Origin of the sequence: Streptomyces sp. WG7, from assembly GCF_049975785.1 — a bacterium.
Taxonomy (GTDB): Bacteria; Actinomycetota; Actinomycetes; order Streptomycetales; family Streptomycetaceae; genus Streptomyces.
Genome location: NZ_JBNGGE010000033.1, coordinates 56,810 through 81,634, shown reverse-complemented (window position 1 = coordinate 81,634; position 24,825 = coordinate 56,810). Strand labels below are relative to the sequence as shown.

Sequence of the window (24,825 nt, the reverse complement as noted above, 5' to 3'; positions counted from 1 at the left end):
CGGGGTGGATGGCCTGTTCCGAGGCCTCAGGGGGCGCGGCGGTCGCGGGCGCCGAGTCCCTCGTCGTCCGAGTCCGTCCACAGGGAGCCGTCGTACGGCGTGTCGGGGATCGTGACGAGGTCCGGACGCGCGGGCGCGTCGGGTATGGCCGCCGCCCGCAGCAGCGCGACGCTCTCGCGCAGATGGTCGGCGTCGGTGCGGATCCGACGGACGTCCAGGCCGCCGCCGCCCAGTCGCTGCTCCAGCCGGGCCACCGACCGGGACAGGTCGTCGAGACTGCGTTGGATCGATGCCAGGTCGTCGTGCACGGACATGACGTGACCTCACTTCCGCCGGACACGGGACGCGACCGGCCTTGGGTGGCGACGTTCATGCGCCTGAGAGTGTCGCGCGTCACACCTGCCGCTGGGAAGGGATGTGCGGCGATTGGCCGGGGCGTGTCGGCGCATCACGGGGGTCGTTGGGCCGCACGGGTGGGCTTGCGGACCGCCACCGCCGTGTCTCCCGGCGTCGCCGAACCGTTTCCCCTTCAGTGGGCCGCATCCCCGTCCGGATACAAATGATCAACTCCAATACCGCATATAAGGCATAAGCCGCCCAAAGCGACCATCACGCCCGCGGCCTTCCGGAGGTAGCAGAGATGTCCCACGTCGGCGTCGGACCGCGCGCGGTCATGCGCTCGGTCGCCTTCCTCACCGCGGGCGTGCTCGCGGTCCCCGCGCTGGCCGGCTGCAGCTCCGAGGACCCGTCGGGCAAGCCGCTCGCCGAGCAGGACATCGCCTCCGCGGCCCGCGCCCGGATCTCCGACGGCGGCACCCTGCGCTGGGCCGTGGACTCCGTACCGGACACGCTGAACACCTTCCAGTCCGACGCCGACGCCACCACGGCCCGCGTCGCGCAGGCCGTGCTGCCCTCGATGTACCGGATGGACGGGACCGGCCGCCCGGTGCGCGACCCGGACTACCTGGAGTCGGCGGAGGTCGTCGAGACCGAGCCCAAGCAGGTCGTCGTCTACAAGCTCAACCAGCAGGCCGTCTGGAGCGACGGCCGGGAGATCGGCGCCGCCGACTTCGCCGCCCAGTGGCGCGCCCTGTCGGGCAAGGACAGCGCCTACTGGACCGCCCGCAACGCCGGCTACGACCGCATCGAGAAGATCGAGCGCGGTGCCGGGGACCTGGAGGTCCAGGTCACCTTCAGCCGGCCCTACGCGGACTGGCAGTCCCTGTTCACGCCGCTGTACCCGAAGAGTGTCACGGGCACCCCCGACGCCTTCAACGACGGTGCGCGGCGCAAGCTGGAGATCACCGCCGGCCCCTTCGTCCCGGCCGAGGTCGACACGCAGGACGACGAGATCGTCCTCACCCGCAATCCGCGCTGGTGGGGCGACCCGCCCAAACTGAACCGGATCGTCCTGCGCGCCGTGCCGCGTGACAAGCGGATCGCCGAGCTGGTCGCCGGCAAGCTCGACCTGGCCGAGATCGACCCGGACACGGCCGAGCAGGTCGCCCTGGCCGCCGCGCCCCGCGACGCCGGCACCGGCACCCCGCTCATGGGGCCGGAGGGAACTCCGGCCGCCGGGTCGGGCGGCTCGCCGTTCCGGGCCCCGCGGGCCGGGTCCGCCGCTCAGGCGCTGCGGTCCTGGGCGGTCGCCCACGGCTCCGACGAGGAGGCCGCCGAGGAGGAGATCCTCGCCCGGGAGAAGCGGCGCGAGGCCCTGGCGAAGTTCGAACGCCGGCGGAAGGCCCTCAGCGGCTACGAGGTCCGCAAGTCGCTGGAGCCCGCCTACACCCAGCTCGCCCTGAACGGCTCCGACGGGCCCCTCGCCGACGAACGCGTCCGCCGTGCCGTAGCCCGCGCCCTGGACCGCGAGAAGCTGGCGGAGGCGGTGCTGAAGCCCCTGGGCCTGCCCGCCGAGCCCGTGGGCAGCCACCTGGCGCTGCCCGGTCAGGCCGTCTACGCGGACGGCAGCGGCGCGCTCGGCGACCAGGACGTCAAGGAGGCGCGGGCGCTCCTCGCGGACGCCGGGTGGGTGCCCGGCGGGCCGGTGAGGAAGCCCGAGGACGGCGAGGAGGCGGCCGGGGCCCAGAAGTCCGAGGACGGCGAGGGCGGCGAGGACGAGCAGCAGTCCGAGGGCGGCGACGAGGGGACGTACATCGTCGGCGAGGACAACGAGAACGACAAGGACAACGAGAACGACAAGGACAACGACAAGGACGACAAGGACAACAAGGAGAACGGCGCGGAGGGCGGCGGGGACGGCAAGAACGCGGACGACGAGGAGGACGAGAAGGACGGCGGCACGGGCCGGGAGCGCGGCGAGAAGCACAGCAGCGGCAAGAACACCGCCCGGAGCGGTGCCTCCGGCGCCTACGCCCCCAAGGGCACCGCCGCCCCGGCCGGCCCGGCGGTGGCCCCGCTGGCGAAGGACGGCAAGGCGCTCACCCTGAACTTCGTGCTCCCCTCGGGCCCCGGCTCCGAGGCCCTGCGCACCGTGGCCGACCGCATCTCGGACATGCTGGAGGAGATCGGTATCGGCACCGACATCACCAAGGTCCCGGACAAGAGCTACTTCAAGGACCACATCGCCTCCGGCGAGTACGACCTCGCGCTCTACTCCTGGCCCGCCACCGCCTTCCCCGCCACCGACGCCCGCCCCATCTACGCCAAGCCCGTCCCGGCCGCCGACGGCTCCCTGAACGTCGCGCAGAACTACACCCGGGTCGGCACCGACCAGGTCGACCAGCTCTTCGACCAGGCCGTGGCCACGCTGGACCGGAAGGAGGCCCGGGGCCTGCTGCGCAAGGCGGACTCGCGGATCTGGGCGGCGGCCGGCTCCGTCCCCCTCTACCAGCGCCCCCAGCTCATGGCGGCCCGGAAGAACCTCGCCAACGCGGGCGCCTTCGGTTTCGAGACCCCGGTGCACGAGGACATGGGCTTCCTGGAGAAGGGCGCCCGGGGCTCGCGCCCGTCGACGGCGCCCTCGCCCTGACCGGTGTCCCGGCGCCGTCCCGAGCGGTGTCTGGGGCTGTCGTGGCCGGTGTCCCGGTGGTTCTGGGCGGCTGTCTGGGGCTGTCGTGGCCGGTGTCCCGGTGGTTCTGGGCGGCTGTCTGGGGCTGTCGTGGCCGGTGTCCCGGCCGTTCTGGGCGCTGTCCGGGACCGTCCTGACCGGTGTCCCGGCCGTTCTGAGCGCTGACCTGGACCGTCCTGACCGGCCTGACCGGTCGTCCCGCACCCTCCTGACCTCCGCCCGGACCTGTCCTGCCCCGGTGTCCCCGGTCCGCGCGCACAGCACCTGGCAAGCCCCAGCCCCCGGGGCCCCGTACCATTGGGTGAGGCCGTGGCATGTACCGCCCGGCGGGCCCGCGTGACAAGGACGTACGCGAGGGCCGACCTCACACCCTCCGGGAGTACGCCTCATATGGCTGCGTCTACAACGCGTCACGACATCCGCAACGTCGCCATCGTCGCCCACGTCGACCACGGCAAGACCACCATCGTCGACGGAATGCTGAAGCAGGCCGGTGCCTTCGCCGCCCACCAGCTCGACTCCGTCGACGACCGCATGATGGACTCGAACGACCTGGAGCGTGAGAAGGGCATCACGATCCTCGCCAAGAACACCGCGGTGAAGTACCACCCGAAGGCCGGCGGGGACCCGATCACGATCAACATCATCGACACCCCCGGCCACGCCGACTTCGGTGGCGAGGTCGAGCGCGGTCTGTCGATGGTCGACGGCGTCGTCCTGCTCGTGGACGCCTCCGAGGGCCCGCTGCCGCAGACCCGCTTCGTGCTGCGCAAGGCCCTCAGCCAGCGGCTGCCGATCATCCTCTGCATCAACAAGACGGACCGTCCGGACGCCCGGATCGACGAGGTCGTCAACGAGACGTACGACCTCTTCCTCGACCTGGACGCCGACGAGGAGCAGATCGAGTTCCCGATCGTCTACGCGTGCGGCCGGGACGGCGTCGCCTCCCTCACCAAGCCCGACGACGGCACGGTCCCGTCCGACTCCACCAGCCTGGAGCCGTTCTTCTCGACGATCCTGGACTACATCCCGGCCCCGACCTACGACGAGGACGCCCCGCTCCAGGCGCACGTGACCAACCTGGACGCCGACAACTTCCTCGGCCGTATCGCCCTGCTCCGCGTCCACCAGGGCGAGCTGAAGAAGGGGCAGACGGTCGCCTGGATGAAGCGCGACGGGTCCGTGCAGAACGTGCGGATCTCCGAGCTGATGATGACCGAGGCGCTCACCCGCAAGCCCGCGGAGAAGGCCGGCCCCGGTGACATCTGCGCCGTCGCCGGTATCCCGGACATCATGATCGGCGAGACCCTGGCCGACCAGGAGAACCCGGTACCGCTGCCGCTGATCACGGTGGACGAGCCCGCGATCTCCATGACCATCGGCACCAACACCTCCCCGCTGGTCGGCCGCGGCGCCACCGGCAAGGGCGCGGACAACAAGGCGGTCGTCAAGGACCGCAAGGTCACCGCCCGCCAGGTCAAGGACCGCCTGGACCGCGAGCTGATCGGCAACGTCTCGCTCCGCGTCCTGGACACCGAGCGTCCGGACGCCTGGGAGGTGCAGGGCCGTGGTGAGCTGGCGCTGGCCATCCTGGTCGAGCAGATGCGCCGCGAGGGCTTCGAGCTGACCATCGGCAAGCCGCAGGTCGTCACCAAGCAGGTCGAGGGCAAGACGTACGAGCCCGTCGAGCGCATGACGATCGACGTGCCCGAGGAGCACATGGGCGCGGTCACGCAGCTCATGGGCGTGCGCAAGGGCCGGATGGACAACATGTCCAACCACGGCTCGGGCTGGGTCCGCATGGAGTTCGTGGTTCCGTCCCGCGGTCTGATCGGCTTCCGTACCGAGTTCCTGACCCAGACCCGCGGCACCGGCATCGCCCACTCCATCCACGAGGGCCACGAGCCCTGGTTCGGCACCCTCACGACCCGTAACAACGGCTCGCTGGTCGCCGACCGCTCCGGTGCCGTCACCGCGTTCGCGATGACGAACCTCCAGGAGCGCGGCGTGCTCTTCACGGAGCCCGGCACCGAGGTGTACGAGGGCATGATCGTCGGCGAGAACTCTCGCGCCGACGACATGGACGTGAACATCACCAAGGAGAAGAAGCTCACCAACATGCGGTCGTCCTCGGCCGACTCGTTCGAGGCGATCGTCCCGCCGCGCAAGCTCTCGCTGGAGCAGTCGCTGGAGTTCTGCCGCGACGACGAGTGCGTCGAGGTGACCCCGGAGGCCGTTCGCATCCGCAAGGTGAACCTGGACGCCCGCGAGCGCGCCCGCGCCGCGAGCCGCGCCAAGCACGGCTGATCCACCGGCCGCTTGCGCGCGGTCCGGCGCACAACGGAGCCCGGGTGCCCCCGATCATGGGGGCACCCGGGCTTTTTTCAACTGGTTTTCCGGGACCCGGACAGCCGCCCGAAGCCTTCCGCGGGCCCCCGGGAGCCCTCCGAGGGCCCTCCGGTGTCCGAAACACGGAGATCGACGCCCGATAGCCATGTAACACGTCCGTTTCGCGGCCTTCTCGTCCCGAACAGTTTGTCCAGATTTTGGAAGATCTTCCTTTCAGCTGTGACTGAATTGAGATTTAAAGACGGTGGTCGGTCCTTCTGGTCATGGCAGATAGTTAGCCGCGTAGCGCTCGGGTCAATGGGTCTCGCGCTGTGGGGACAGCGCCCGACTCACGAGCACCAGGGGGTGTCTGACCTTCCGTCAGGGGTGTCGGAAGGCAGATGTGCGCCCCCTCCTGTCGGTGAACACGTGGAGTCATGAGGAGGAGCCCCATGCGCGGTGTCACGCACACCAGGTGGGTCACACGGTCTGTCGCCCCCCGCTTCGCCCCGTCGGACGGCGATCGGCTCTGAGGAGCGGACCGGGCCGCTGACGTCCGGGCATCCGGCTACGCGCGTCCGGCTGCGGGTTTCCCGCGTTCCCCGGGCTTTCCCGACGCTTCTCCATGATCCGTTCCGCGATCGCGCACACCCTGCGCCGGTCGCCGGTTCGGCACACCCACACCTGTGAAATGGGCGAACTGTGACAAGTCCAATCGACATTGAGGGCGGCGGAACGCCGGCCGTCGTCGACGGCGCACCGGAGCCGGCCCGGAAGAGCGGGACCAGCGGTCTCGAGGGCCGTTCCCCCGGGCAGTTGATGTGGCTGCGCTTCAAGCGCGACCGGACCGGAGTCGTCTGCGCCTGGATCGTGGTCTGCTACTTCCTGATCGCCGCGCTGGCGCCGGTGATCGCCAAGCTGTACGGGAAGAACCCGTACACCCTGTACGGGCAGGATCCCGAGTACGCGACCGACACTCCCGTCCTCGACGAGTTCGGGCTGCCGCTCGGCTACTTCGGTGGCGTCTCCGGGGACCACTGGTTCGGCGTGGAACCGCAGTTCGGCCGCGACGTCTTCACCATGCTCCTGTACGGCATGCGCACCTCGCTGTACATGGCGCTGGGCGTCACCACGCTGCTGATGCTGACCGGTGTCCTCATCGGCCTGGTCGGCGGCTACTTCGGAGGCCGGACCGACTACTTCCTCGGCCGGTTCACCGACTTCTTCCTCTCCTTCCCGCAGCAGCTCTTCTTCATCGCCTTCATGCCGGTGGTGACCTCGTTCTTCGTGGACCCGCGGGACGAGACGCCCACCTACTTCCGGGCGCTGGCCATCCTGATCGTGCTGTGGCTGCTCGGCTGGATGGGCATGGCCCGGCTGGTGCGGTCCACCGTGCTGTCCCTGCGGGAGCGGGAGTTCGTCGAGGCCGCCCGGGTCGCCGGCGCCTCGCCCTGGCGGATCATCCGCAAGGAGATCCTGCCGAACGTGGTCTCGCCGATCCTGATCCAGTTCACGTACCTGCTCCCCAGCACGATCCTCGGCATCGCGTTCCTCTCCTTCGCCGGTGTCGGCTTCGTCGAACCGACCCCCGACTGGGGGCGGATGTTCGCCACCGGCGCCAAGGTCGCCGAACAGGACCCGGCGTTCATGTTCTTCCCGGGCGTCGCGCTGGTCGTCTTCGTCCTGTGTTTCAACCTCCTCGGAGACTCCGTGCGGGACGCCCTCGACCCCAAGTCAGGACGGTAGGAGGGGGTCCATGGGTGGGGGGACTGCCGCCCCCGCGCCGGCCCACCGGCCGCGTCAGGCAGTGCACAGCAGTGCTCAGTGGACAACAACCCGACAGGCAGGTGCATCACCTCATGAAGTCGTTCAACTCTCGCACTGCGCGCGCCGTCATGGTCGCGCTCGCGGCGGGCTCGCTGGTCCTCACCGGATGCTCGGAGAACAAGGGCGGTGGCACCTCCGGCAAGGACTCGAAGAAGGACCAGAAGGAAGCCAAGGTCCAGTCCAACGCGGTCACCTATGCCGACGCCGCCGCGTCCACCGGGCCGGCCAAGGACGTCCCCGGCGCCAGGCCCGGCGGCACCATCATGGTCTACCAGGAGCAGGGCCTGTCCCACCTGGACCCCGGGCAGATCTACGTCTCCGACGCCGGCCAGGTCGCCAACCTGCTCTTCCGCGGCCTGACCAACTTCCAGGAGGACGGCAAGGGCAACGTCTCCGTCGTCGGCGACCTCGCCACCGACTCCGGCAAGTCCTCGGACGGCGGCAAGACCTGGACGTTCACGCTCAAGGACGGCGTCAAGGACCAGAACGGCAACCCGATCACGTCCGCCGACATACGGCACACCGTCGAGCGCCAGTACGCGAAGTTCATCTTCGACGGCCCGACCTACCTGCAGACCTGGCTGAGCGGCCCGAAGTACCGCGACGCCCTGCCCGACGGCGGCTACGGCGACAAGCACCTGCCGGACTCCGTCCTGGAGACGCCGGACGAGAAGACCGTCGTCTTCCACTTCGACACCCCGCGCCCCGACCTGCCGCAGACGCTGGCCATGCCGGGCTACACGGTCGTGCCCGAGGAGACCGACACCAAGGAGAAGTACGACAAGGCCCCGGTCGCCTCCGGCCCGTACAAGATCGCGGAGTACAAGGTCGGCAAGTCCCTGAAGCTCGTCAAGAACGAGAACTGGGACCCCAAGACCGACGCGGTGCGCCACCAGTACCTGGACGGCTACGACTTCGACTTCGGCGTCACGGAGTCGACCCAGACCAAGCGCCTGATCGCCGACCAGGGCGAGGCCAAGAACGCCATCCAGCTGACCGGCGGTGTCGAGGCCACCCAGATCCAGGACGTCGTCGGCGACCCGGCCGTCAACAAGCGCACGATCAAGGGCTACCAGCCCTACGTCATGACGCTGACGTTCAACCTGGACCGGATCAAGAACAAGGCGGTCCGCGACGCCATCACCCACGCCATCAACTCCAAGTCGCTCATCGCCGGCGAGGGCGGCGCGTACGGCGGCGACGTCGCGCCCAACCTCTTCGCCCCGACCCTGCCGGGCTACGAGGCCGACTACGACCCGTACGGCCGGCTGAAGACGCCGTCCGGCAACATCGAGAAGGCCAAGGAACTCCTCAAGGACGTCCCCGCCGCGGAGAAGAAGCTCGTCTTCGCCTACCGCAACAGCGAGGCGGGGCAGAAGCGCAAGGTCGCCGTCGAGGACGCGCTGAGCAAGGTCGGCCTGGAGGTCGTCTCCAAGGAGGTCGACGCGGCGAGCTTCTACGAGCAGATCGGCAAGCTCAAGAACCCGTACGACATGTACATCACCGGCTGGGGCCAGGACTGGCCGTCCCCGGGCACGGTCGTCACGCCGATCTACGACGGTGACCAGGTCGCCGACGGTGCGCCGAACTACTCGCACATGAACGACCCCAAGGTCCAGGACCTGATCAAGAAGGCGCTCACCCAGGAGCCGACCGAGGCCGCGGCGACCTGGAAGGAAGCCCACCGCTACATCCTGGAGGAGATCAACCCGTCCGCTCCGCTGTGGTACACGAAGACGTTCCAGCTCTACGGCTCGAACATCGGCGGCGCGCGCTACAGCACCGAGGCCAGCTACATCGACGTCAACGGCCTGTTCCTCAAGTCGTAACTCTCTACGGCTGACTGCGGGGGTGCGCACCAGGCGGAGCGCACCCCCAGGGTTCCGTGAAAATCCCCGACCACCTCCGCAGAGAGCAGCCATCCCGCCATGCTTCAGTTCATCATCCGACGCGCGGTCGGTGCCCTCGTCACCCTGTTCCTGATCGGTGCCGCGACGTTCTTCCTCTTCGTCGCCGCCCCGTCCGACTACGCCTCGCTGGCCTGCGGCAAGGACTGCTCGGCCACGAGACTGGAAGACATCCGCGAGGCCCTGGGCCTCAACCTGCCGATCGCCCAGCAGTTCTGGGACTTCATGTCCGGCATCGTCACGGGCCGGGACTTCCCCGAGGGCCACTGCGCCGCCCCGTGCCTGGGGCAGTCCTTCTACTCGGGGGAAATGGTCTGGACCGTCATCAAGGACCGCTTCCCGCTCACCCTGTCGCTGACCGTCGGCGCCGCGATCGTCTTCCTGATCGTCGGTCTCGGCACGGGCATGCTCGCCGCCTTCCGGCGCGGCTCGCACATCGACAAGGTGGCCACCGGCGCCTCCATGGTCCTCAGCTCCTTCCAGATCTACTTCCTCGGCCCGATCGCCCTGGCGATCCTCGTCTACGGCACGGGCGTGATGGAGGACCCCAAGTACGTCCCCATCACCGAGGACCCGGTCGGCTGGCTCGTCGGCCTGTCCATTCCGATGGTCGTGATGGCCACCATCTTCACCGCCCAGTACACCCGTATGTCGCGCTCCTCGCTGGTCGAGCAGCTGGCGGAGGACCATGTGCGCACCGCCCGGGCCAAGGGCATGTCGCAGAAGTACGTCTTCTTCCGCTACGCCTGGCGCGGCTCGCTCATCCCCATCGTCACCATCCTCGGCATCGACCTCAGCAGCCTGCTCGGCGGCGCCGTCGTCACCGAGCTGACCTTCTCCCTGCAGGGCATCGGCCGGCTCGCCGTGGACGGCGCGGTCAACAAGGACCTGCCGCTGACCATGGGCGTCATGCTGGTCGGCGCCTTCATGATCCTGATGCTGAACATCCTCGTCGACATCGCGTACGCCTGGATCGACCCGCGCGTCCGGCTTTCCTAGGAAGAGGGCATCGAGTGACCACACTGACCAAGACCGAGGGCGCGCCACCGCCCACGGGGCCCGAGGGCTTCCTGTCGGTCCGCGACCTGAGCGTGCGGTTCGCCACGGAGGACGGTGTCGTCAAGGCGGTCGACGGTCTCTCCTTCGACGTCGAGCGGGGCCGGACCCTGGGCATCGTGGGCGAGTCCGGCTCCGGCAAGTCCGTGACCAACCTGACGATCCTGGGCCTGCACAACCCGCGGACGACCACGGTCGACGGCGAGATCGTCTTCGACGGCAAGGAACTCGTCACCGCCACCGAGCGGGAACTGGAACAGCTGCGCGGCAACCGGATCGCCATGATCTTCCAGGACCCGCTGACGGCGATGTCCCCGTACTACACGGTGGGCCGGCAGATCGCCGAGCCGTACCGCAAGCACACCGGCTCCTCCAAGCAGGAGGCCTGGAACCGGGCGGTGGAGATGCTGGGCAAGGTCGGCATCCCCAACCCGGCCCAGCGCGCCAAGGACTACCCGCACCAGTTCTCCGGCGGTATGCGCCAGCGCGCGATGATCGCCATGGCGCTGGTCTGCGACCCCGACCTGCTCATCGCCGACGAGCCGACGACCGCGCTGGACGTGACGGTGCAGGCGCAGATCCTCGACCTGCTCAAGGACCTCCAGCAGGAGTTCGGCTCGGCGATCGTCTTCATCACCCACGACCTCGGTGTCATCGCCGACGTGGCCGACGACATCATGGTGATGTACGCGGGCAGCGCGGTGGAGCGGGGCAGCACCGACCAGGTGCTCAGGGCGCCCCGGCACCCGTACACGTGGGGCCTGCTGAACTCGATGCCGCGCCTGGACTCCGACCTCAGCGCCGCGCTCGCGCCGATCCCCGGCACTCCGCCGTCGCTGCTCACCCCGCCGTCCGGCTGCCGTTTCCACCCCCGCTGCACCTTCCAGGACCGGGTCGGCGGCAACCGCTGCGTCACCGAACGGCCGCTGCTGGGCGCGGACCGGTCCTCGGCGTGCCATCTGACGGCGGAGCAGAAGCAGACCATCTTCGTCGACGAGATCAAGCCCCGGCTGGGGTAGGGGAGGACCGGCCGACGGGCCGGGACGCCCACTAGGAGGACCTGCCGCATGAAAGAGGAATCATGAAAGAAGACCTCGTCCTCCCCGCCCCGCGCGAGGCCGCGGCCGGCGGGTCGGGGGAGCCGCTGCTGGTGGCGGAGGGCCTGACCAAGTACTTCCCGGTCAAGGGCGGCTTCCCCATCCGGCGGACCGTCGGCCAGGTCCAGGCGGTCGACGGCATCGACCTGACCGTGCACTCCGGCGAGAGCTTCGGCCTGGTGGGGGAGTCCGGGTGCGGCAAGTCGACGACCGGCCGGCTGATCACCCGCCTGCTGGAGCCGACCGCCGGGAAGATCACGTACCGGGGCCGGGACATCTCCCACGCGGGGCGCAAGGGGCTGGCGCCGATCCGGTCCGAGATCCAGATGATCTTCCAGGACCCGTACTCCTCGCTGAACCCCCGGCAGACGGTCGGCAAGATCATCTCCGGTCCGATGGAGATCAACGGCATCAACCCGGCGGGCGGCCGGGAGAAGCGCGTCCGCGAGCTGCTGGAGATCGTGGGTCTCAACCCCGAGCACTTCAACCGCTTCCCGCACGAGTTCTCCGGCGGCCAGCGCCAGCGCATCGGGGTCGCCCGCGCCCTGGCCCTGGAACCCAAGCTGATCGTGGCCGACGAGCCGGTCTCCGCGCTCGACGTCTCCATCCAGGCCCAGGTGGTGAACCTGCTCCAGAAGGTGCAGAGGGAACTGGGCATCGCGTTCCTGTTCATCGCCCACGACCTGGCCGTCGTACGGCACTTCTCGCAGCGCGTCGCGGTCATGTACCTCGGCAAGGTGATCGAGGTCGGCGACCGGGACTCCATCTACACCCGGCCCCGGCACCCCTACACCCACGCCCTGCTGTCCGCCGTGCCCGAGGTGAACCTGACGGACGGCGACAGCGACCGGCGCGAACGCATCCGCCTGGCCGGCGACGTGCCGTCCCCGATCAACCCGCCGTCGGGCTGCCGCTTCCGCACCCGGTGCTGGAAGGCGCAGGACAAGTGCGCGAGCGAGGCGCCGCCGCTGGTCCGGATCGACGGCAACCGCGACGGCCACCTCACGGCCTGCCACTTCCCGGAGGAGCCGACGATCGCCGCCCGCGGGGAGGACATCGTCCTGGACCCGGCGCTGGCCGCGCTGGAGGAGCCGGACGAGGACTGACCCGGCCCCGCGGCGAACAGACCGAGGGCCCGTGCCTGGGGAGGCGCGGGCCCTCGGTTTCCCTGGAGCGGACGTTCCGGGCTCGGGTCAATGGGCCGAGGAGGTCCGTTCCGCGGGCGGTGCCGACAGAAAAGGGGTGTTGTCAGGCGGCCGCCCGGGGGCTCTTGGTGAGACGGGGCGAGGGTACGTCATCCGTCTCGGGGTAGTGGCACGCGGTCAGGTGTCCGGCCTTGTTGCCCTCCACCTGCACCAGCGGCGGTGCCTCGGACGCGCACTTGTCCGTCGCCTTCCAGCACCGGGTACGGAAGGGGCAGCCCGAGGGCGGGTTGATGGGCGAGGGCACGTCGCCGACGAGCCGGATGCGCTCGCGGGGCGTGTCCTCCACCGTGGCCTCGGGCACGGCGGACAACAGGGCGCGCGTGTAGGGGTGACGCGGGTTGTCGTACAGGTCGTCGCGGTCGGCGATCTCCATGATCTTACCGAGGTACATGACCGCGACGCGCTGTGAGAAGTGCCGCACCACGGCCAGGTCGTGGGCGATGAAGACGAAGGCGATGCCCAGTTCCTTCTGGACCTTCTGGAGCAGGTTCACGACCTGGGCCTGGATGGAGACGTCGAGCGCGGAGACCGGCTCGTCGGCCACGATCAGCTTCGGCTCCAGGGCCAGCGCCCGTGCCACGCCGATGCGCTGGCGCTGGCCGCCGGAGAACTCGTGCGGGAAGCGGTTGAAGTGCTCGGGGTTGAGACCCACGATCTCCAGGAGTTCCCGGACGCGCTTCTCCCGGCCGCCCGCCGGGTTGATGCCGTTGATCTCCATCGGACCGGCGATGATCTTGCCGACCGTCTGGCGGGGGTTCAGGGACGCGTACGGGTCCTGGAAGATCATCTGGATCTCGGACCGGATCGGCGCGAGCGCCTTCCGCTTGGCGTGCGTGATGTCCTGGCCCCGGTACGTGATCTTCCCGCCGGTCGGCTCCAGCAGGCGGGTGATCAGCCGGCCGGTCGTCGACTTGCCGCACCCGGACTCGCCGACCAGGCCCAGGCTCTCGCCCTCGCGCACCTGGAAGTCCAGGCCGTCCACCGCCCGCACGGCCCCGACCGTACGCGCGATCGGGAAGCCGCCCTTGATCGGGAAGTGCTTGGTCAGGCCGCTGACGTCCAGGAGCGTTTCCGCGTTGCTCATGATGGTGAAGTCCTGTCTCTTGTACGTCAGTTGAGCCGGGATCCGGCGAAGTCGGCGAACAGCTCGGTGCGCTGCTCCTGGGGAAGGTGGCAGGCGGAGCCCCGGCCCTCGACCACGTCCAGTGGGGGCTGCTCCGAGGAGCACAGCCCCCCGCCGACCTTCTCGACGAAGGCGCACCGCGGGTGGAACCGGCAGCCGGAGGGCGGGTTGAGCAGCGAGGGCGGCGAGCCCGGGATCGGCGCCAGCGGCACGTCGACCGGTCCGTCCAGGCTGGGCATGGAACTCATCAGGCCCAGCGTGTACGGGTGCTGCGGGTCGCGCAGCACCTCCTCCTTGGTCCCGCGCTCCACGCACCGGCCGCCGTACATCACCAGCACGTCGTCCGCGATGTCCGCGATGACACCGAGGTCGTGGGTGATGAAGACGATGGCCGTGCCGAACTCCTGCTGGAGGTCCTTGAGCAGGTCCATGATCTGCGCCTGGACCGTCACGTCGAGCGCCGTGGTCGGCTCGTCCGCGATGAGCAGCTCGGGGTCGCAGACCAGCGCCATGGCGATCATCGCGCGCTGGCGCATACCGCCGGAGAACTGGTGCGGGTAGTCGTCCACCCGGGTCTCCGGCTGCGGGATGCCCACCCGGCGCAGCATCTCGATCGCCCGCTCCCGGGCCTCCTTCTTGGAGGCGCCGGTGTGCTTGCGGTACGTCTCGCTGATCTGCTTGCCGATGGTGTGGTACGGCGACAGCGAGGCCAGCGCGTCCTGGAAGATCATCGACATCTTGTTGCCGCGCAGCCGCTCCAGCTCCCGCTCGGTGGCGGTGAGCAGGTCCTTGCCGTCGAGGAGGATCTCGCCCTCGATCGCGGTGCGGTCCCGGTCGTGCAGGCCCAGGATCGTCAGGTTGGTGACCGACTTGCCGGAGCCGGATTCGCCCACGATGCCGAGCGTCTTGCCCTTGGCGAGGTCGAAGGAGAGCCCGTCGACGGCCTTGACGGTGCCGTCCTCGGTGGAGAAGTGGACCTTCAGGTCCCTGACGGAGAGGAAGGGCTGCTGTTCGGTGCTCGTCACGGGGACGCTCCAGGAGGTGATGCGGGGGGTAGGGGGCAGCGGGCGGAGGTCAGGCGAGCCGGATCCGCGGGTCGATGAGGGCGTAGACCGCGTCGACGACGATGTTGAAGACCACGATCGCACCGGCCGCCAGCACGGTGACGCCGAGCAGCATGGGCAGGTCGCTCTGGTTCACGGACTGGATCGCGAGCCGGCCGATGCCCTGGAGGCTGAAGGTCGTCTCGGTGATGATGGCGCCGCCGATCAGCACACCGAGGTCGATGCCGAAGAGGGTGACGATCGGTCCCATCGCACCGCGCCAGGCGAACCGGAAGAAGACGTTGCGCTTGGACAGGCCCTTGGCCCGCGCGGTGCGCACGTAGTCCTCGCTGAGCTGCTCCACCATCTGGGAGCGCGTCATACGGGTGTAGTTGGCGGTGAAGATGATCGACAGCACGAGCCAGGGCAGCAGCAGGCCGGACACCCAGGCGGCCGGGTCGTCGGTCAGCGGCGTGTACGACGGCTGGCTGAGGACTCCGAGCTCCGAGACCAGGAAGAACATGGCGATGTAGCCGACGAAGTAGATCTGCAGCGAGGAGCCGAGCAGCGACACGGAGCTGGCGAACTTGTCCAGGAACTTGCCCTGCTTCAGCGCGGCGAGCATGCCGGCGCCGACACCGATGATCACGAAGACGACGGCCGCGCCGAAGGCGAGCGACAGGGTCAGCGGCAGTCGGTCCATGATCGTGCCGAAGACGGGCTCGCGGTTGGCGAAGGAGTAGCCGAGGCACGGCGCGTCGCAGTAGCCGTAACCGCCGTAGTCCCGGCCGGCGAAGATGCCGGCGAGCCAGTGCCAGTACTGCATGAGGATCGACTCGTCGATGCCCAGGTTCTCCCGGATCTGCGCCAGGTTCTCCGGTGTGCAGTTCTTGCCGCAGGACATCATGGCGGGGTCACGCGGAACGGCATAGAAGAGCCAGAAGGTGATGGCGCTGATGATCAGCAGGATGACCATCGCGCCGGAGACTCGGCGGACTAGGAAGCGGAGCATGGGGCGTGACTTTCCGGACGGGGCGCCGTCGCCGGGGGTGGAGGGGGGTGGACCGGCCCGAGGGGGCGGCCGTGTGGATGGTGGCCGCCCCCGGGGGATGGTGCGCGCTTACTTCTTGACGTACAGCTTGCAGAGCGCGACGCAGTTGTTGCCGGCGTCGTAGACGACGTTGCCGATCTTGGACCCGTACATCCAGTTGCGGACGGGGTGGTAGTCGGGCACGGCCCCGGCCAGCTCCATGACCTGGCGGTCGATGGCGCCCCAGGCCTTCTTGGCCTCCTCCGGGTTCGTGATCGCGGAGGCCGCGTCGATCGCCTTGTTGAGGCCGGCGTCGTTCAGCTGGGCGTAGTTGTTGCGGCCGTCGCCGATGTTCTTGCCGTGCCAGCAGGGGTAGAACATCGAGTAGCCGCCCGGCCAGTCCGGGCTCCAGCCGGCGGCGAACAGGTCGTAGCCGTTGTCGATCTTGCCGATCTGGGTGTAGAAGGTCGACTTGTCGACCTGCTTGTTGACGACCGTGAAGCCGGCCGCCTCCAGCGCGTTCTTGATCGCGACGGCCTGCTTTACGGCGTTGTCCCCCTGCTGGTAGGCGATGACCAGCTTCTGGCCGACCTTGCCGGCCTCCTTCAGCAGCGCCTTGGCCTTCTCCGGGTCGCCGCCGGGCTTCTTGGTCTTGCCGTAGGTGTCGAACTGCTCGTAACCGGGGGTGACCGGGCTGAGGATCGTGGTGGCCATCTCGGTCACCGAGGCGCCGCCGCGGATCGTCTGCAGCTGCTGCAGGGGCCAGGCGTGGTTGATGGCCTGGCGGACCTTGACGTCCGTGATGCGGGTGGTGTTGATCGGCCAGTAGTAGGTGGCCACGTCGACCGCGGTGAGGACGCGCTTCTTCAGCTCGGCGTTGGTGAGCACCTGGGCGACCCGCTCGGCGGCGACCTCGTTGAAGATCACCATGGCCTGCTTGTCGTTGCCCTGGTCCGCGATGAAGCGGTCGGTGGCGGCCAGCGGCTGGAAGCCGAACTGGAACTGGAACTGGTCCGGGTACGCGTTGCGCATCGCGTCCGTCTTCGGGTCCCAGTGCTCGTTGCGCACGTACGTCATCGACTTGCCGATGCTGCGGCTCTCGATCTTGTACGGGCCGCAGGAGAACGGACGCTTGTCGTACTTCTCCTTGGTGTCGTGCTTCTTCGGCACCAGGGCGTAACCACGCATCGCGACGGTGAAGTTGAAGTCACCGCGCGCCTCCTTGAGGCGGAAGGTGATGGTCTTGCCGTCGACCTCGATCGAGTCGAGGTGCTTGCCCTCGTACGGACCCTCGTACTTGTCGGCGCCCTGCAGCCAGTCCTGGACGTAGATCGGGCCCTCGGTGATGAACGACGCGAAGGTGCGCTCGAAGGTGTGGCGGACGTCGTCCGCGGTGACCTCCGACCCGTCCTCCCACTTCAGGCCGTCCTTCAGGGTGAAGGACCAGGTCTTGCCGCCGTCCTTCATGGTGCCGGCGTCGGTGGCGGCGTCGCCGACCAGGATGGCGCCGCCCTTGTCGTCGAGCTTGTAACCGGTCAGACCGCGCAGGATCGGCACGGTGATGGCGGCCTCGGTGCTGGAGTAGATCTGCGCCGGGTCCAGGTGGTCCATGTCCTGCTGGTCGAGCGAGTAGGCGATCCCGCCCTTCACCGCGCCCTTGACCTCGGGGGCGGGGCCGGTCGAGTCGGCCTTCGTACCGACCGGGATGTCCACGGTCTTGCTGCCGCTGACCTTGGGGCCGTTGTTCTTGGCCGAGCCGCCCTTGTCGTCACCGCCGCCACAGGCGGTCAGGACCGACGACGAGGCCGCGACGACACCGGTCGCTATGAGGAAGTTTCTGCGGGAGAAAGCCATGATGCACCCCAAGAGTGGTCATACGGGACGGAGAAGGCCGGCCGGACTCCTGTGTACGGACCGGAGGGAGGGACGGGTCAGCGCTTGGACTTCGGGTCGAGCGCGTCGCGCACCGAGTCGCCGAGCAGGTTGAAGGCGAGGACGAAGATCACCATCGAGAGGCCCGGGAAGAGCATGAAGGTGATGTCCTCGGTGTAGAACTGGGCGCCTCGCTGGATCATGACGCCCCAGTCCGGAGTCGGGTCGATCATGCCGACACCGAGGAAGGCCAGGCCCGCCTCGGCGGTCACGAAGGCCGGGAGCATCAGCGTGGACTGGATGATGATCGGCGTCCACAGGTTGGGCAGCAGCTCCTTGAAGACGATCCGCATCGGCGAGGCGCCCGTGACCTTCGCGGCCTCCACGAACTCCCGCTCGCGCAGGCCGAGCACCTGACCGCGCAGCAGCCGGGCGAGGGAGGCCCAGCCGAAGCCGGACAGCACGATGATCAGGGAGACGGCTCGCAGCCAGGTCGGGATGTTCTCGTCGGGGGCGACGAAGAGGCCGTAGATGACCGGCATGAAGGCGATGAAGAACAGCGTGGACGGGAACGACAGCAGGATGTCGATCACCCGGCCGACGAGGTAGTCCGTCTTGCCGCCGAGGTAGCCCGCCGTGGTGCCGATCACGATGCCGAGCAGGGCGGTGACCAGCGTGGTGGCCACCGCGATGCCCAGCGACGTCCGGATGCCGTAGAGCAGGAAGGTGAAGACGTCCCGGCCGAGCTGCGGCTCGATGCCGAACCAGAACTCCGAGCTCATACCGCCGTTGGGGCCGGCCGGGTACGAGAAGGCGTCGAGCAGTTCGGGGCGCTGGCTGGCGTACGTGGTGTACGGGTCCTTGCCGTACAGCTTGGCTATGAGCGGCGCGGCGAGCGCGATCACGAAGAAGAAGATCACGATGCACGCGGATATGACGCCCGCGCGGTCGCGCTTGAAGCGCTTCCAGGCCAGGCGGCCCGGGGAGCGGCTCTCGCTGCCCTGAGGGGTGGTGGGCGTGGGCGACTTGGCGACGCTGTCGTCGGTCACCTCGAGCGGGGCAGCCGCTGCTGGAGTTGGGGGGGTCATGGTGCTCCTGGCCCAAGGGAGGGTCTGATGACTCCGCAGGGCGTCCCCCTACGGGCTACGCCGGACTTTTTCAACGCAATTCGTTCAAGGTCAATAAAAACCGGAGCGGCTTGGCTTTCTCTTTACCTTCTTTACCTTCCCTTGGGTGAACCGTAGTTACGCGTGTAGCGTGCTGTGATCGATCTGTGCCCTGGGTCGGGCCAATCGGACCAATCAGGCAAGGCGTTCGTTATGCGGACTCCAGGTCGTCGAAATGTGTACACCCAGGGTTCGGATTCGAACGGTTCGGCATCGGATCGTGGAGATCCGTTGCGCCGATGTTCAAGATCCTTTAGCGGAGGGTCGCAGCCTCCGCCCCGACGCCCCGTCAGGAGCGGACGGCGGGATGTTGGGTTCCTCCAAAGGGAGGCCTGCGTGTGCGATGTGTGCCTTTTGCCCCGATGCTGACCCGTAATGGATCAGTGGACGAGTCAGTGGACGAGTCAGCGAACGAGCCGGACGCGGCAGGGCACGAGGAGGCACCCCATGCGCGGAGCCAGGCACGCCAGGTGGGCGGCATGCGCGGCGGCGGCAGCCCTCGCGGCGACCGCCTGCGGAGGCGGGGGCGGCAGCGGCGGAGACACGAGCGCGGTCCTCAGTTCCTCCTGGGGCGACCCGCAGAACCCGCTGGAGCCGGCCAACACCAACGAGGTGCAGGGCGGCAAGGTCCTCGACATGATCTTCCGGGGGCTGAAGAAGTACGACCCCGAGACCGGCGAGGCACGGAACATGCTCGCCGAGAAGATCGAGACCTCCGACTCGCGGAACTTCACCATCACCGTCAAGGACGGCTGGACCTTCTCCAACGGCGAGAAGGTCACCGCCCAGTCCTTCGTGGACGCCTGGAACTACGGCGCGAGCCTCAGGAACAACCAGCGCAACGCCTACTTCTTCGCGTACATCGACGGCTACGACAAGACCCACCCGGAGAGCGGTGAGCAGAGCGCCGACACGCTCTCCGGGCTGAAGGTGACCGGGCCCCGCACCTTCACCGTCAGGCTGAGCCAGAAGTTCTCGACGTTCCCCGACACCCTCGGCTACCCCGCCTTCGCGCCGCTGCCCCGGGCCTTCTTCGACGACCACGACGCCTGGCTGAAGAAGCCGGTCGGCAACGGCCCGTACCTGGTGGACAACTACACCCGCGGCGCGCAGATGTCCCTGCGCAAGTGGGAGGAGTACCCGGGACCGGACAAGGCGCGGAACGGCGGCGTCGACCTCAAGGTCTACACCGACAACAACACCGCCTACACCGACCTGATGGCCGGCAACCTCGACCTCGTCGACGACGTTCCCGCCGCCCAGCTCAAGAACGTGAAGAAGGACCTCGGCGACCGGTACATCAACACCCCGGCCGGCATCATCCAGACGCTCGCGTTCCCGTTCTACGACAACGACTGGAGCAAGCCCGGCTCCGAGAAGGTCCGCAAGGGCCTGTCCATGGCGATCGACCGCAAGCAGATCACGGACACGATCTTCCAGCAGACCCGCACCCCGGCCACCGACTGGACCTCACCCGTCCTCGGCGAGGACGGCGGCTACAAGGCAGGCCTCTGCGGCGAGGCCTGCGAGTACAGACCCGACGAGGCCAAGAAGCTGATCAGGGAAGGCGGCGGGCTGCCCGGCGGCCAGGTCAGGATCACGTACAACGCCGACACCGGATCCCACGGGCAGTGGGTCGACGCGGTCTGCAACTCCATCAACAACGCCCTGGACAACGACCGCGCCTGCGCGGGCAACCCGGTCGGCACCTTCGCCGACTTCCGCAACCAGATCACCGACCGCAAGATGAGCGGCCCCTTCCGCGCCGGCTGGCAGATGGACTACCCCCTCATCCAGAACTTCCTCCAGCCGCTCTACTACACCAACGCCTCCTCCAACGACGGCAAGTGGTCCAACGAGAAGTTCGACGACCTCGTCGACAAGGCGAACGCCGAGACCGACACCGCCAAGGCCATCGGCTTCTTCCAGCAGGCCGAGGAGGTCCTGAGGGACGAGATGGGGGCCATCCCGCTCTGGTACCAGAACGGCAGCGCGGGCTATTCGGAGCGGCTGTCCGACGTGGAGCTCAACCCGTTCAGCGTCCCCGTCTACAACGAGATCAAGGTCGGCTGAGGGGGCGCCATGGGACGCTACGTCGTCCGGCGGCTGCTCCAGATGATCCCGGTCTTCATCGGGGCCACGCTGCTGATCTTCCTGATGGTCAACGTGATGGGCGACCCCGTCGCGGGACTCTGCGGCGACCGGGAGTGCGACCCGGCGACCGCCGCGCGGCTGCGGCACGAGTTCGGCCTCGACCAGCCCGTGGGGCAGCAGTACGTCACCTACATGGGCAACGTCTTCACCGGCGACTTCGGCACCGCCTTCAACGGGCAGCCGGTCACCGAGCTGATGGGCACGGCGTTCCCGGTCACCATCCGGCTCACCGTCATCGCCATCGTCTTCGAGATCGTCGTCGGCATCGTCCTCGGCGTCGTCACCGGCCTGCGCCGCGGCCGCCCCGTCGACACCGGGGTCCTGCTGCTCACCCTGGTCGTCATCTCCGTCCCGACCTTCGTCACCGGCCTGCTGCTCCAGCTCCTGCTCGGCGTCAAGTGGGGATGGATCGACCCCGCCGTCTCCACCGAGGCCCGCGTCGGCGAGCTGATCGTCCCCGGCCTGGTCCTCGCCTCGGTCTCCCTGGCGTACGTCACCCGGCTGACCCGCACCTCCATCGCGGAGAACCGGAGCTCCGACTACGTCCGCACCGCCATCGCCAAGGGCCTGCCCCGCCACCGGGTCGTCACCCGGCACCTGCTGCGCAACTCCCTGATCCCCGTCGTCACCTTCATCGGCACCGACATCGGCGCCCTGATGGGCGGCGCCATCGTCACCGAGCGGATCTTCAACATCCACGGCGTCGGCTACCAGCTCTACCAGGGCATCCTCCGGCAGAACACGCAGACCGTCGTCGGCTTCGTCACCGTCCTGGTCCTCGTCTTCCTCGTCGCGAACCTCCTCGTCGACCTCCTGTACGCCGTACTCGACCCGAGGATCCGCTATGCCTGAGCAGCAGCAGCCGTACGAGCCGGAGCGCGCCGTCGCCGGCACCGGCATGGGCGGGACGATGGACCTCGGCGCCAGCGAGGCGGTGACCCTCGAGAAGACCCCCGCCGGGCCGGACGGGACCGCCGGACCCCAGGACAAGCCCCGCAGCCTCTGGTCCGACGCCTGGCACGACCTGCGCCGCAACCCCGTCTTCGTCATCTCGGCCCTGGTCATCCTCTTCCTGATCGTCATCTCCGTCTGGCCGTCCCTGATCGCCTCCGGCAGCCCCCTCAAGTGCGACCTGGCCAAGGCGCAGGAGGGCTCCCAGTCCGGCCACCCCTTCGGCTTCAACGGCCAGGGCTGCGACGTCTACACCCGCACCGTCTACGGCGCCCGCACGTCGGTCGCGGTCGGCGTCCTCGCCACGCTCGGCGTCGCCGTCCTCGGCAGCGTGCTCGGCGGACTCGCCGGGTTCTTCGGCGGCGCGTGGGACGCGGTCCTGTCCCGGATCACCGACGTCTTCTTCGCGATCCCGGTCGTCCTCGGCGGCCTGGTCCTGCTCTCCGTCATCACCAGCAACACCGTCTGGCCGGTCATCGGCTTCATCGTGCTGCTCGGCTGGCCGCAGATCTCCCGCATCGCCCGCGGCTCCGTCATCACCGCCAAGCAGAACGACTACGTCCAGGCCGCCCGCGCCCTCGGCGCCTCCAACTCCCGCCTCCTGCTGCGCCACATCGCGCCCAACGCCGTCGCCCCCGTCATCGTCGTCGCCACCATCGCGCTCGGCACCTACATCTCCCTGGAGGCGACCCTGTCCTTCCTCGGCGTCGGCCTCAAGCCGCCCAGCGTCTCCTGGGGCATCGACATCTCCGCCGCCGCCCCCTACGTACGCAACGCCCCGCACGCCCTGCTCTGGCCCTCCGGCGCCCTCGCCATCACCGTCCTCGCGTTCATCATGCTCGGCGACGCGGTGCGCGACGCCCTCGACCCGAAGCTGAGGTGAGCCGCCGCATGCTGCTCGAAGTGCGCGACCTGCACGTGGAGTTCCACACCCGGGACGGCGTCGCCAAGGCCGTCAACGGCGTCAGCTACGGCGTCGACGCGGGCGAGACGCTGGCCGTCCTCGGCGAGTCCGGCTCCGGCAAGTCCGTCACCGCCCAGACGGTCATGGGCATCCTCGACATGCCGCCGGGCCGGATCACCGCGGGCGAGGTCCTCTTCGAGGGCCGGGACCTGCTGAAGCTGAAGGAGGAGGAACGCCGGAAGGTCCGCGGTGCCGAGATGGCGATGATCTTCCAGGACGCGCTGTCGGCGCTGAACCCCGTCCTCACCGTCGGCGACCAGCTCGGCGAGATGTTCACCGTGCACCGCGGCATGTCCTGCAAGGACGCCCGGGCCAAGGCCGTCGAGCTGATGGACCGCGTCCGCATCCCGGCCGCGAAGGAGCGGGTGCGGCAGTACCCGCACCAGTTCTCCGGCGGCATGCGCCAGCGCATCATGATCGCCATGGCGATGGCCCTGGAACCGAAGCTCATCATCGCCGACGAACCGACCACCGCCCTCGACGTCACCGTCCAGGCCCAGGTCATGGAGCTGCTCGCGGAACTCCAGCGCGAGCTGCACATGGGCCTGATCCTCATCACCCACGACCTGGGTGTGGTCGCCGACGTCGCCGACAAGATCGCCGTGATGTACGCGGGCCGGATCGTGGAGACGGCGTCCGTCCACGACATCTACAAGGCGCCCGCCCACCCGTACACCCGCGGCCTGCTGGAGTCGATCCCGCGCCTGGACCAGAAGGGCCAGGAGCTCTACGCCATCAAGGGCCTGCCGCCCAACCTCACCCGCATTCCGCCCGGCTGCGCCTTCCACCCCCGCTGCCCGATGGTCCAGGACGTCTGCCGCACCGACGTACCGCCCCTCTACGACGTGACGGAGTCCGACGCGGAGCGGGGCAGCGCCTGCCACTTCTGGAGGGAGTGCCTGCATGGCTGAGCCGATCCTCGAGGTCAGGGGGCTGGTCAAGCACTACCCGCTGACCTCCGGCATCCTCTTCAAGAAGCAGGTCGGCGCGGTGAAGGCCGTCGACGGCGTCGACTTCGAACTGGCCCGCGGCGAGACCCTGGGCATCGTCGGCGAGTCCGGCTGCGGCAAGTCCACGGTCGCGAAGATGCTGGTGAACCTGGAACGGCCGACGGCGGGGGAGATCCGCTACAAGGGCGAGGACATCACCAAGCTCTCGGGCAAGGCCCTCAAGGCCGTACGCCGCAACATCCAGATGGTCTTCCAGGACCCCTACACCTCCCTCAACCCCCGCATGACGGTCGGCGACATCATCGGGGAGGCGTACGACATCCACCCGGAGGTGGCCCCGAAGGGCGACCGGCGCGGAAGGGTGCAGCACCTGCTGGACGTCGTCGGTCTCAACCCCGAGTACATCAACCGCTATCCGCACCAGTTCTCCGGCGGCCAGCGCCAGCGCATCGGCATCGCGCGGGGCCTCGCCCTGCGCCCGGAGATCATCGTCGCCGACGAACCGGTCTCGGCCCTCGACGTGTCCGTCCAGGCGCAGGTGATCAACCTGATGGGCAGGCTCCAGGGCGAGTTCGACCTGTCCTACATCTTCATCGCCCACGACCTGTCGATCGTCCGGCACATCTCGGACCGGGTCGCCGTGATGTACCTGGGCCGCATCGTGGAGACCGGCCGGGACGCCGAGATCTACGACCACCCGACCCACCCCTACACCCAGGCGCTGCTGTCCGCGGTGCCCGTGCCCGACCCGGAGGCCCGGGAGCACCGCGAGCGGATCATCCTGGCCGGCGACGTCCCGTCCCCGACCGACATCCCCTCCGGCTGCCGCTTCCGCACCCGCTGCTGGAAGGCCCGGGAGCGCTGCGCCCTGGAGGTACCGGCGCTCGCCGTGCCCGCCGAGTTCCGCACGGTCCCCGGCCCCGCGGCCCACGACTCGGCGTGCCACTTCGCGGAGGAGAAGCAGGTGGTGCCGCCGGAGGGGGACACGGAAGGCGGTGGGGGCGGTGGGGGCGGTGGAGAGGGTGAAGGCGGTGGGCACGGCAGCGGGCCGGGGTGACATGGTGCTCCCCGGCCCGCTCACGGCACCCGCACGGCCGCACGATGCTCAGCCTCGCGCGTCCGTA

Annotated in this window: 18 protein-coding genes; 12 read left to right on the top strand and 6 right to left on the bottom strand. The window is 68.8% G+C overall.

Annotated features, from left to right (window positions below; all coding sequences use genetic code 11):
* Nucleotides 1-26 precede the first annotated feature (26 nt).
* Entirely contained in the window at nt 27-314 is a 288-nt protein-coding gene (locus ACP4J0_RS27405) for a hypothetical protein (protein WP_426601389.1), read from the bottom strand.
* Between the two features lie 326 nt (nt 315-640).
* On the opposite strand from ACP4J0_RS27405, the gene ACP4J0_RS27400 reads away from it, so the two are divergent.
* The 7 genes from ACP4J0_RS27400 (at nt 641) to ACP4J0_RS27370 (ending at nt 12,349) form a co-directional block, all read left to right on the top strand.
* Nucleotides 641-2,989, top strand: coding sequence for an ABC transporter family substrate-binding protein (locus ACP4J0_RS27400; protein ID WP_426601388.1), 2,349 nt, complete (start codon nt 641-643; stop codon nt 2,987-2,989).
* Between the two features lie 429 nt (nt 2,990-3,418).
* Nucleotides 3,419-5,335 carry a translational GTPase TypA gene (typA, locus tag ACP4J0_RS27395; protein ID WP_426601387.1) on the top strand — a complete coding sequence of 639 codons (1,917 nt, stop codon included), beginning with the start codon at nt 3,419-3,421 and terminating at the stop codon, nt 5,333-5,335.
* A 723-nt stretch (nt 5,336-6,058) separates the two neighbouring features.
* A complete protein-coding gene (locus tag ACP4J0_RS27390; protein WP_426523748.1) occupies nt 6,059-7,102 on the top strand; it encodes an ABC transporter permease in 1,044 nt (347 codons plus the stop codon).
* A gap of 113 nt (nt 7,103-7,215) precedes the next feature.
* Complete coding sequence (locus tag ACP4J0_RS27385; protein ID WP_426601386.1) at nt 7,216-9,012, top strand: ABC transporter substrate-binding protein; 1,797 nt, start codon at nt 7,216-7,218, stop codon at nt 9,010-9,012.
* Between the two features lie 99 nt (nt 9,013-9,111).
* On the top strand, nt 9,112-10,089 hold the full coding sequence (locus tag ACP4J0_RS27380) for an ABC transporter permease (RefSeq protein WP_426523750.1): 978 nt from the start codon (nt 9,112-9,114) through the stop codon (nt 10,087-10,089).
* Between the two features lie 14 nt (nt 10,090-10,103).
* A complete protein-coding gene (locus ACP4J0_RS27375) occupies nt 10,104-11,165 on the top strand; it encodes an ABC transporter ATP-binding protein (RefSeq protein ID WP_426523751.1) in 1,062 nt (353 codons plus the stop codon).
* A gap of 62 nt (nt 11,166-11,227) precedes the next feature.
* Nucleotides 11,228-12,349, top strand: coding sequence for an ABC transporter ATP-binding protein (locus ACP4J0_RS27370; RefSeq protein ID WP_426601385.1), 1,122 nt, complete (start codon nt 11,228-11,230; stop codon nt 12,347-12,349).
* A gap of 142 nt (nt 12,350-12,491) precedes the next feature.
* On the opposite strand, the gene ACP4J0_RS27365 is transcribed toward ACP4J0_RS27370, so the two are convergent.
* The 5 genes from ACP4J0_RS27365 to ACP4J0_RS27345 all read right to left on the bottom strand — a co-directional run bounded on the left by ACP4J0_RS27365 (nt 12,492) and on the right by ACP4J0_RS27345 (nt 18,604).
* A complete protein-coding gene (locus ACP4J0_RS27365; RefSeq protein WP_426601384.1) occupies nt 12,492-13,532 on the bottom strand; it encodes an ABC transporter ATP-binding protein in 1,041 nt (346 codons plus the stop codon).
* Nucleotides 13,533-13,558: 26 nt separating this feature from the next.
* Nucleotides 13,559-14,596, bottom strand: coding sequence for an ABC transporter ATP-binding protein (locus ACP4J0_RS27360; RefSeq protein ID WP_426601383.1), 1,038 nt, complete (start codon nt 14,594-14,596; stop codon nt 13,559-13,561).
* Between the two features lie 49 nt (nt 14,597-14,645).
* A complete protein-coding gene (locus tag ACP4J0_RS27355; protein WP_426601382.1) occupies nt 14,646-15,626 on the bottom strand; it encodes an ABC transporter permease in 981 nt (326 codons plus the stop codon).
* 108 nt (nt 15,627-15,734) lie between these two features.
* Nucleotides 15,735-17,498: an ABC transporter substrate-binding protein gene (locus tag ACP4J0_RS27350; protein ID WP_426601381.1), complete on the bottom strand. Its 1,764-nt coding sequence runs from the start codon at nt 17,496-17,498 to the stop codon at nt 15,735-15,737.
* Between the two features lie 77 nt (nt 17,499-17,575).
* A complete protein-coding gene (locus tag ACP4J0_RS27345; RefSeq protein WP_426523757.1) occupies nt 17,576-18,604 on the bottom strand; it encodes an ABC transporter permease in 1,029 nt (342 codons plus the stop codon).
* Between the two features lie 525 nt (nt 18,605-19,129).
* On the opposite strand from ACP4J0_RS27345, the gene ACP4J0_RS27340 reads away from it, so the two are divergent.
* From ACP4J0_RS27340 to ACP4J0_RS27320, 5 genes are read left to right on the top strand one after another with little or no spacing between them, the layout of a single operon-like run.
* Complete coding sequence (locus ACP4J0_RS27340) at nt 19,130-20,755, top strand: peptide ABC transporter substrate-binding protein (protein ID WP_426601380.1); 1,626 nt, start codon at nt 19,130-19,132, stop codon at nt 20,753-20,755.
* Between the two features lie 9 nt (nt 20,756-20,764).
* Nucleotides 20,765-21,688: an ABC transporter permease gene (locus ACP4J0_RS27335; RefSeq protein ID WP_426601379.1), complete on the top strand. Its 924-nt coding sequence runs from the start codon at nt 20,765-20,767 to the stop codon at nt 21,686-21,688.
* On the top strand, nt 21,681-22,670 hold the full coding sequence (locus ACP4J0_RS27330; protein ID WP_426601378.1) for an ABC transporter permease: 990 nt from the start codon (nt 21,681-21,683) through the stop codon (nt 22,668-22,670). The genes ACP4J0_RS27335 and ACP4J0_RS27330 overlap by 8 nt, the downstream gene beginning before the upstream one ends.
* Nucleotides 22,671-22,678: 8 nt before the next feature.
* Nucleotides 22,679-23,662 (top strand): ABC transporter ATP-binding protein, encoded by a 984-nt coding sequence (locus ACP4J0_RS27325; RefSeq protein ID WP_426601377.1) that lies wholly within the window; start codon nt 22,679-22,681, stop codon nt 23,660-23,662.
* A complete protein-coding gene (locus tag ACP4J0_RS27320; protein ID WP_426601376.1) occupies nt 23,655-24,758 on the top strand; it encodes an ABC transporter ATP-binding protein in 1,104 nt (367 codons plus the stop codon). The genes ACP4J0_RS27325 and ACP4J0_RS27320 overlap by 8 nt, the downstream gene beginning before the upstream one ends.
* Nucleotides 24,759-24,825: the final 67 nt, after the last annotated feature.

Bases quoted from the DNA above. Each gene is read 5' to 3' on its own strand.
- ACP4J0_RS27340 (WP_426601380.1), top strand. From the start codon at position 19,130: ATGCGCGGAGCCAGGCACGCCAGGTGGGCGGCATGCGCGGCGGCGGCA.
- ACP4J0_RS27320 (WP_426601376.1), top strand. From the start codon at position 23,655: ATGGCTGAGCCGATCCTCGAGGTCAGGGGGCTGGTCAAGCACTACCCG.
- ACP4J0_RS27330 (WP_426601378.1), top strand. From the start codon at position 21,681: ATGCCTGAGCAGCAGCAGCCGTACGAGCCGGAGCGCGCCGTCGCCGGC.
- ACP4J0_RS27325 (WP_426601377.1), top strand. From the start codon at position 22,679: ATGCTGCTCGAAGTGCGCGACCTGCACGTGGAGTTCCACACCCGGGAC.
- ACP4J0_RS27405 (WP_426601389.1), bottom strand. From the start codon at position 314: ATGTCCGTGCACGACGACCTGGCATCGATCCAACGCAGTCTCGACGAC.
- ACP4J0_RS27385 (WP_426601386.1), top strand. From the start codon at position 7,216: ATGAAGTCGTTCAACTCTCGCACTGCGCGCGCCGTCATGGTCGCGCTC.
- ACP4J0_RS27345 (WP_426523757.1), bottom strand. From the start codon at position 18,604: ATGACCCCCCCAACTCCAGCAGCGGCTGCCCCGCTCGAGGTGACCGAC.
- ACP4J0_RS27370 (WP_426601385.1), top strand. From the start codon at position 11,228: ATGAAAGAAGACCTCGTCCTCCCCGCCCCGCGCGAGGCCGCGGCCGGC.
- ACP4J0_RS27365 (WP_426601384.1), bottom strand. From the start codon at position 13,532: ATGAGCAACGCGGAAACGCTCCTGGACGTCAGCGGCCTGACCAAGCAC.
- ACP4J0_RS27380 (WP_426523750.1), top strand. From the start codon at position 9,112: ATGCTTCAGTTCATCATCCGACGCGCGGTCGGTGCCCTCGTCACCCTG.
- ACP4J0_RS27355 (WP_426601382.1), bottom strand. From the start codon at position 15,626: ATGCTCCGCTTCCTAGTCCGCCGAGTCTCCGGCGCGATGGTCATCCTG.
- typA (WP_426601387.1), top strand. From the start codon at position 3,419: ATGGCTGCGTCTACAACGCGTCACGACATCCGCAACGTCGCCATCGTC.
- ACP4J0_RS27400 (WP_426601388.1), top strand. From the start codon at position 641: ATGTCCCACGTCGGCGTCGGACCGCGCGCGGTCATGCGCTCGGTCGCC.
- ACP4J0_RS27350 (WP_426601381.1), bottom strand. From the start codon at position 17,498: ATGGCTTTCTCCCGCAGAAACTTCCTCATAGCGACCGGTGTCGTCGCG.
- ACP4J0_RS27335 (WP_426601379.1), top strand. From the start codon at position 20,765: ATGGGACGCTACGTCGTCCGGCGGCTGCTCCAGATGATCCCGGTCTTC.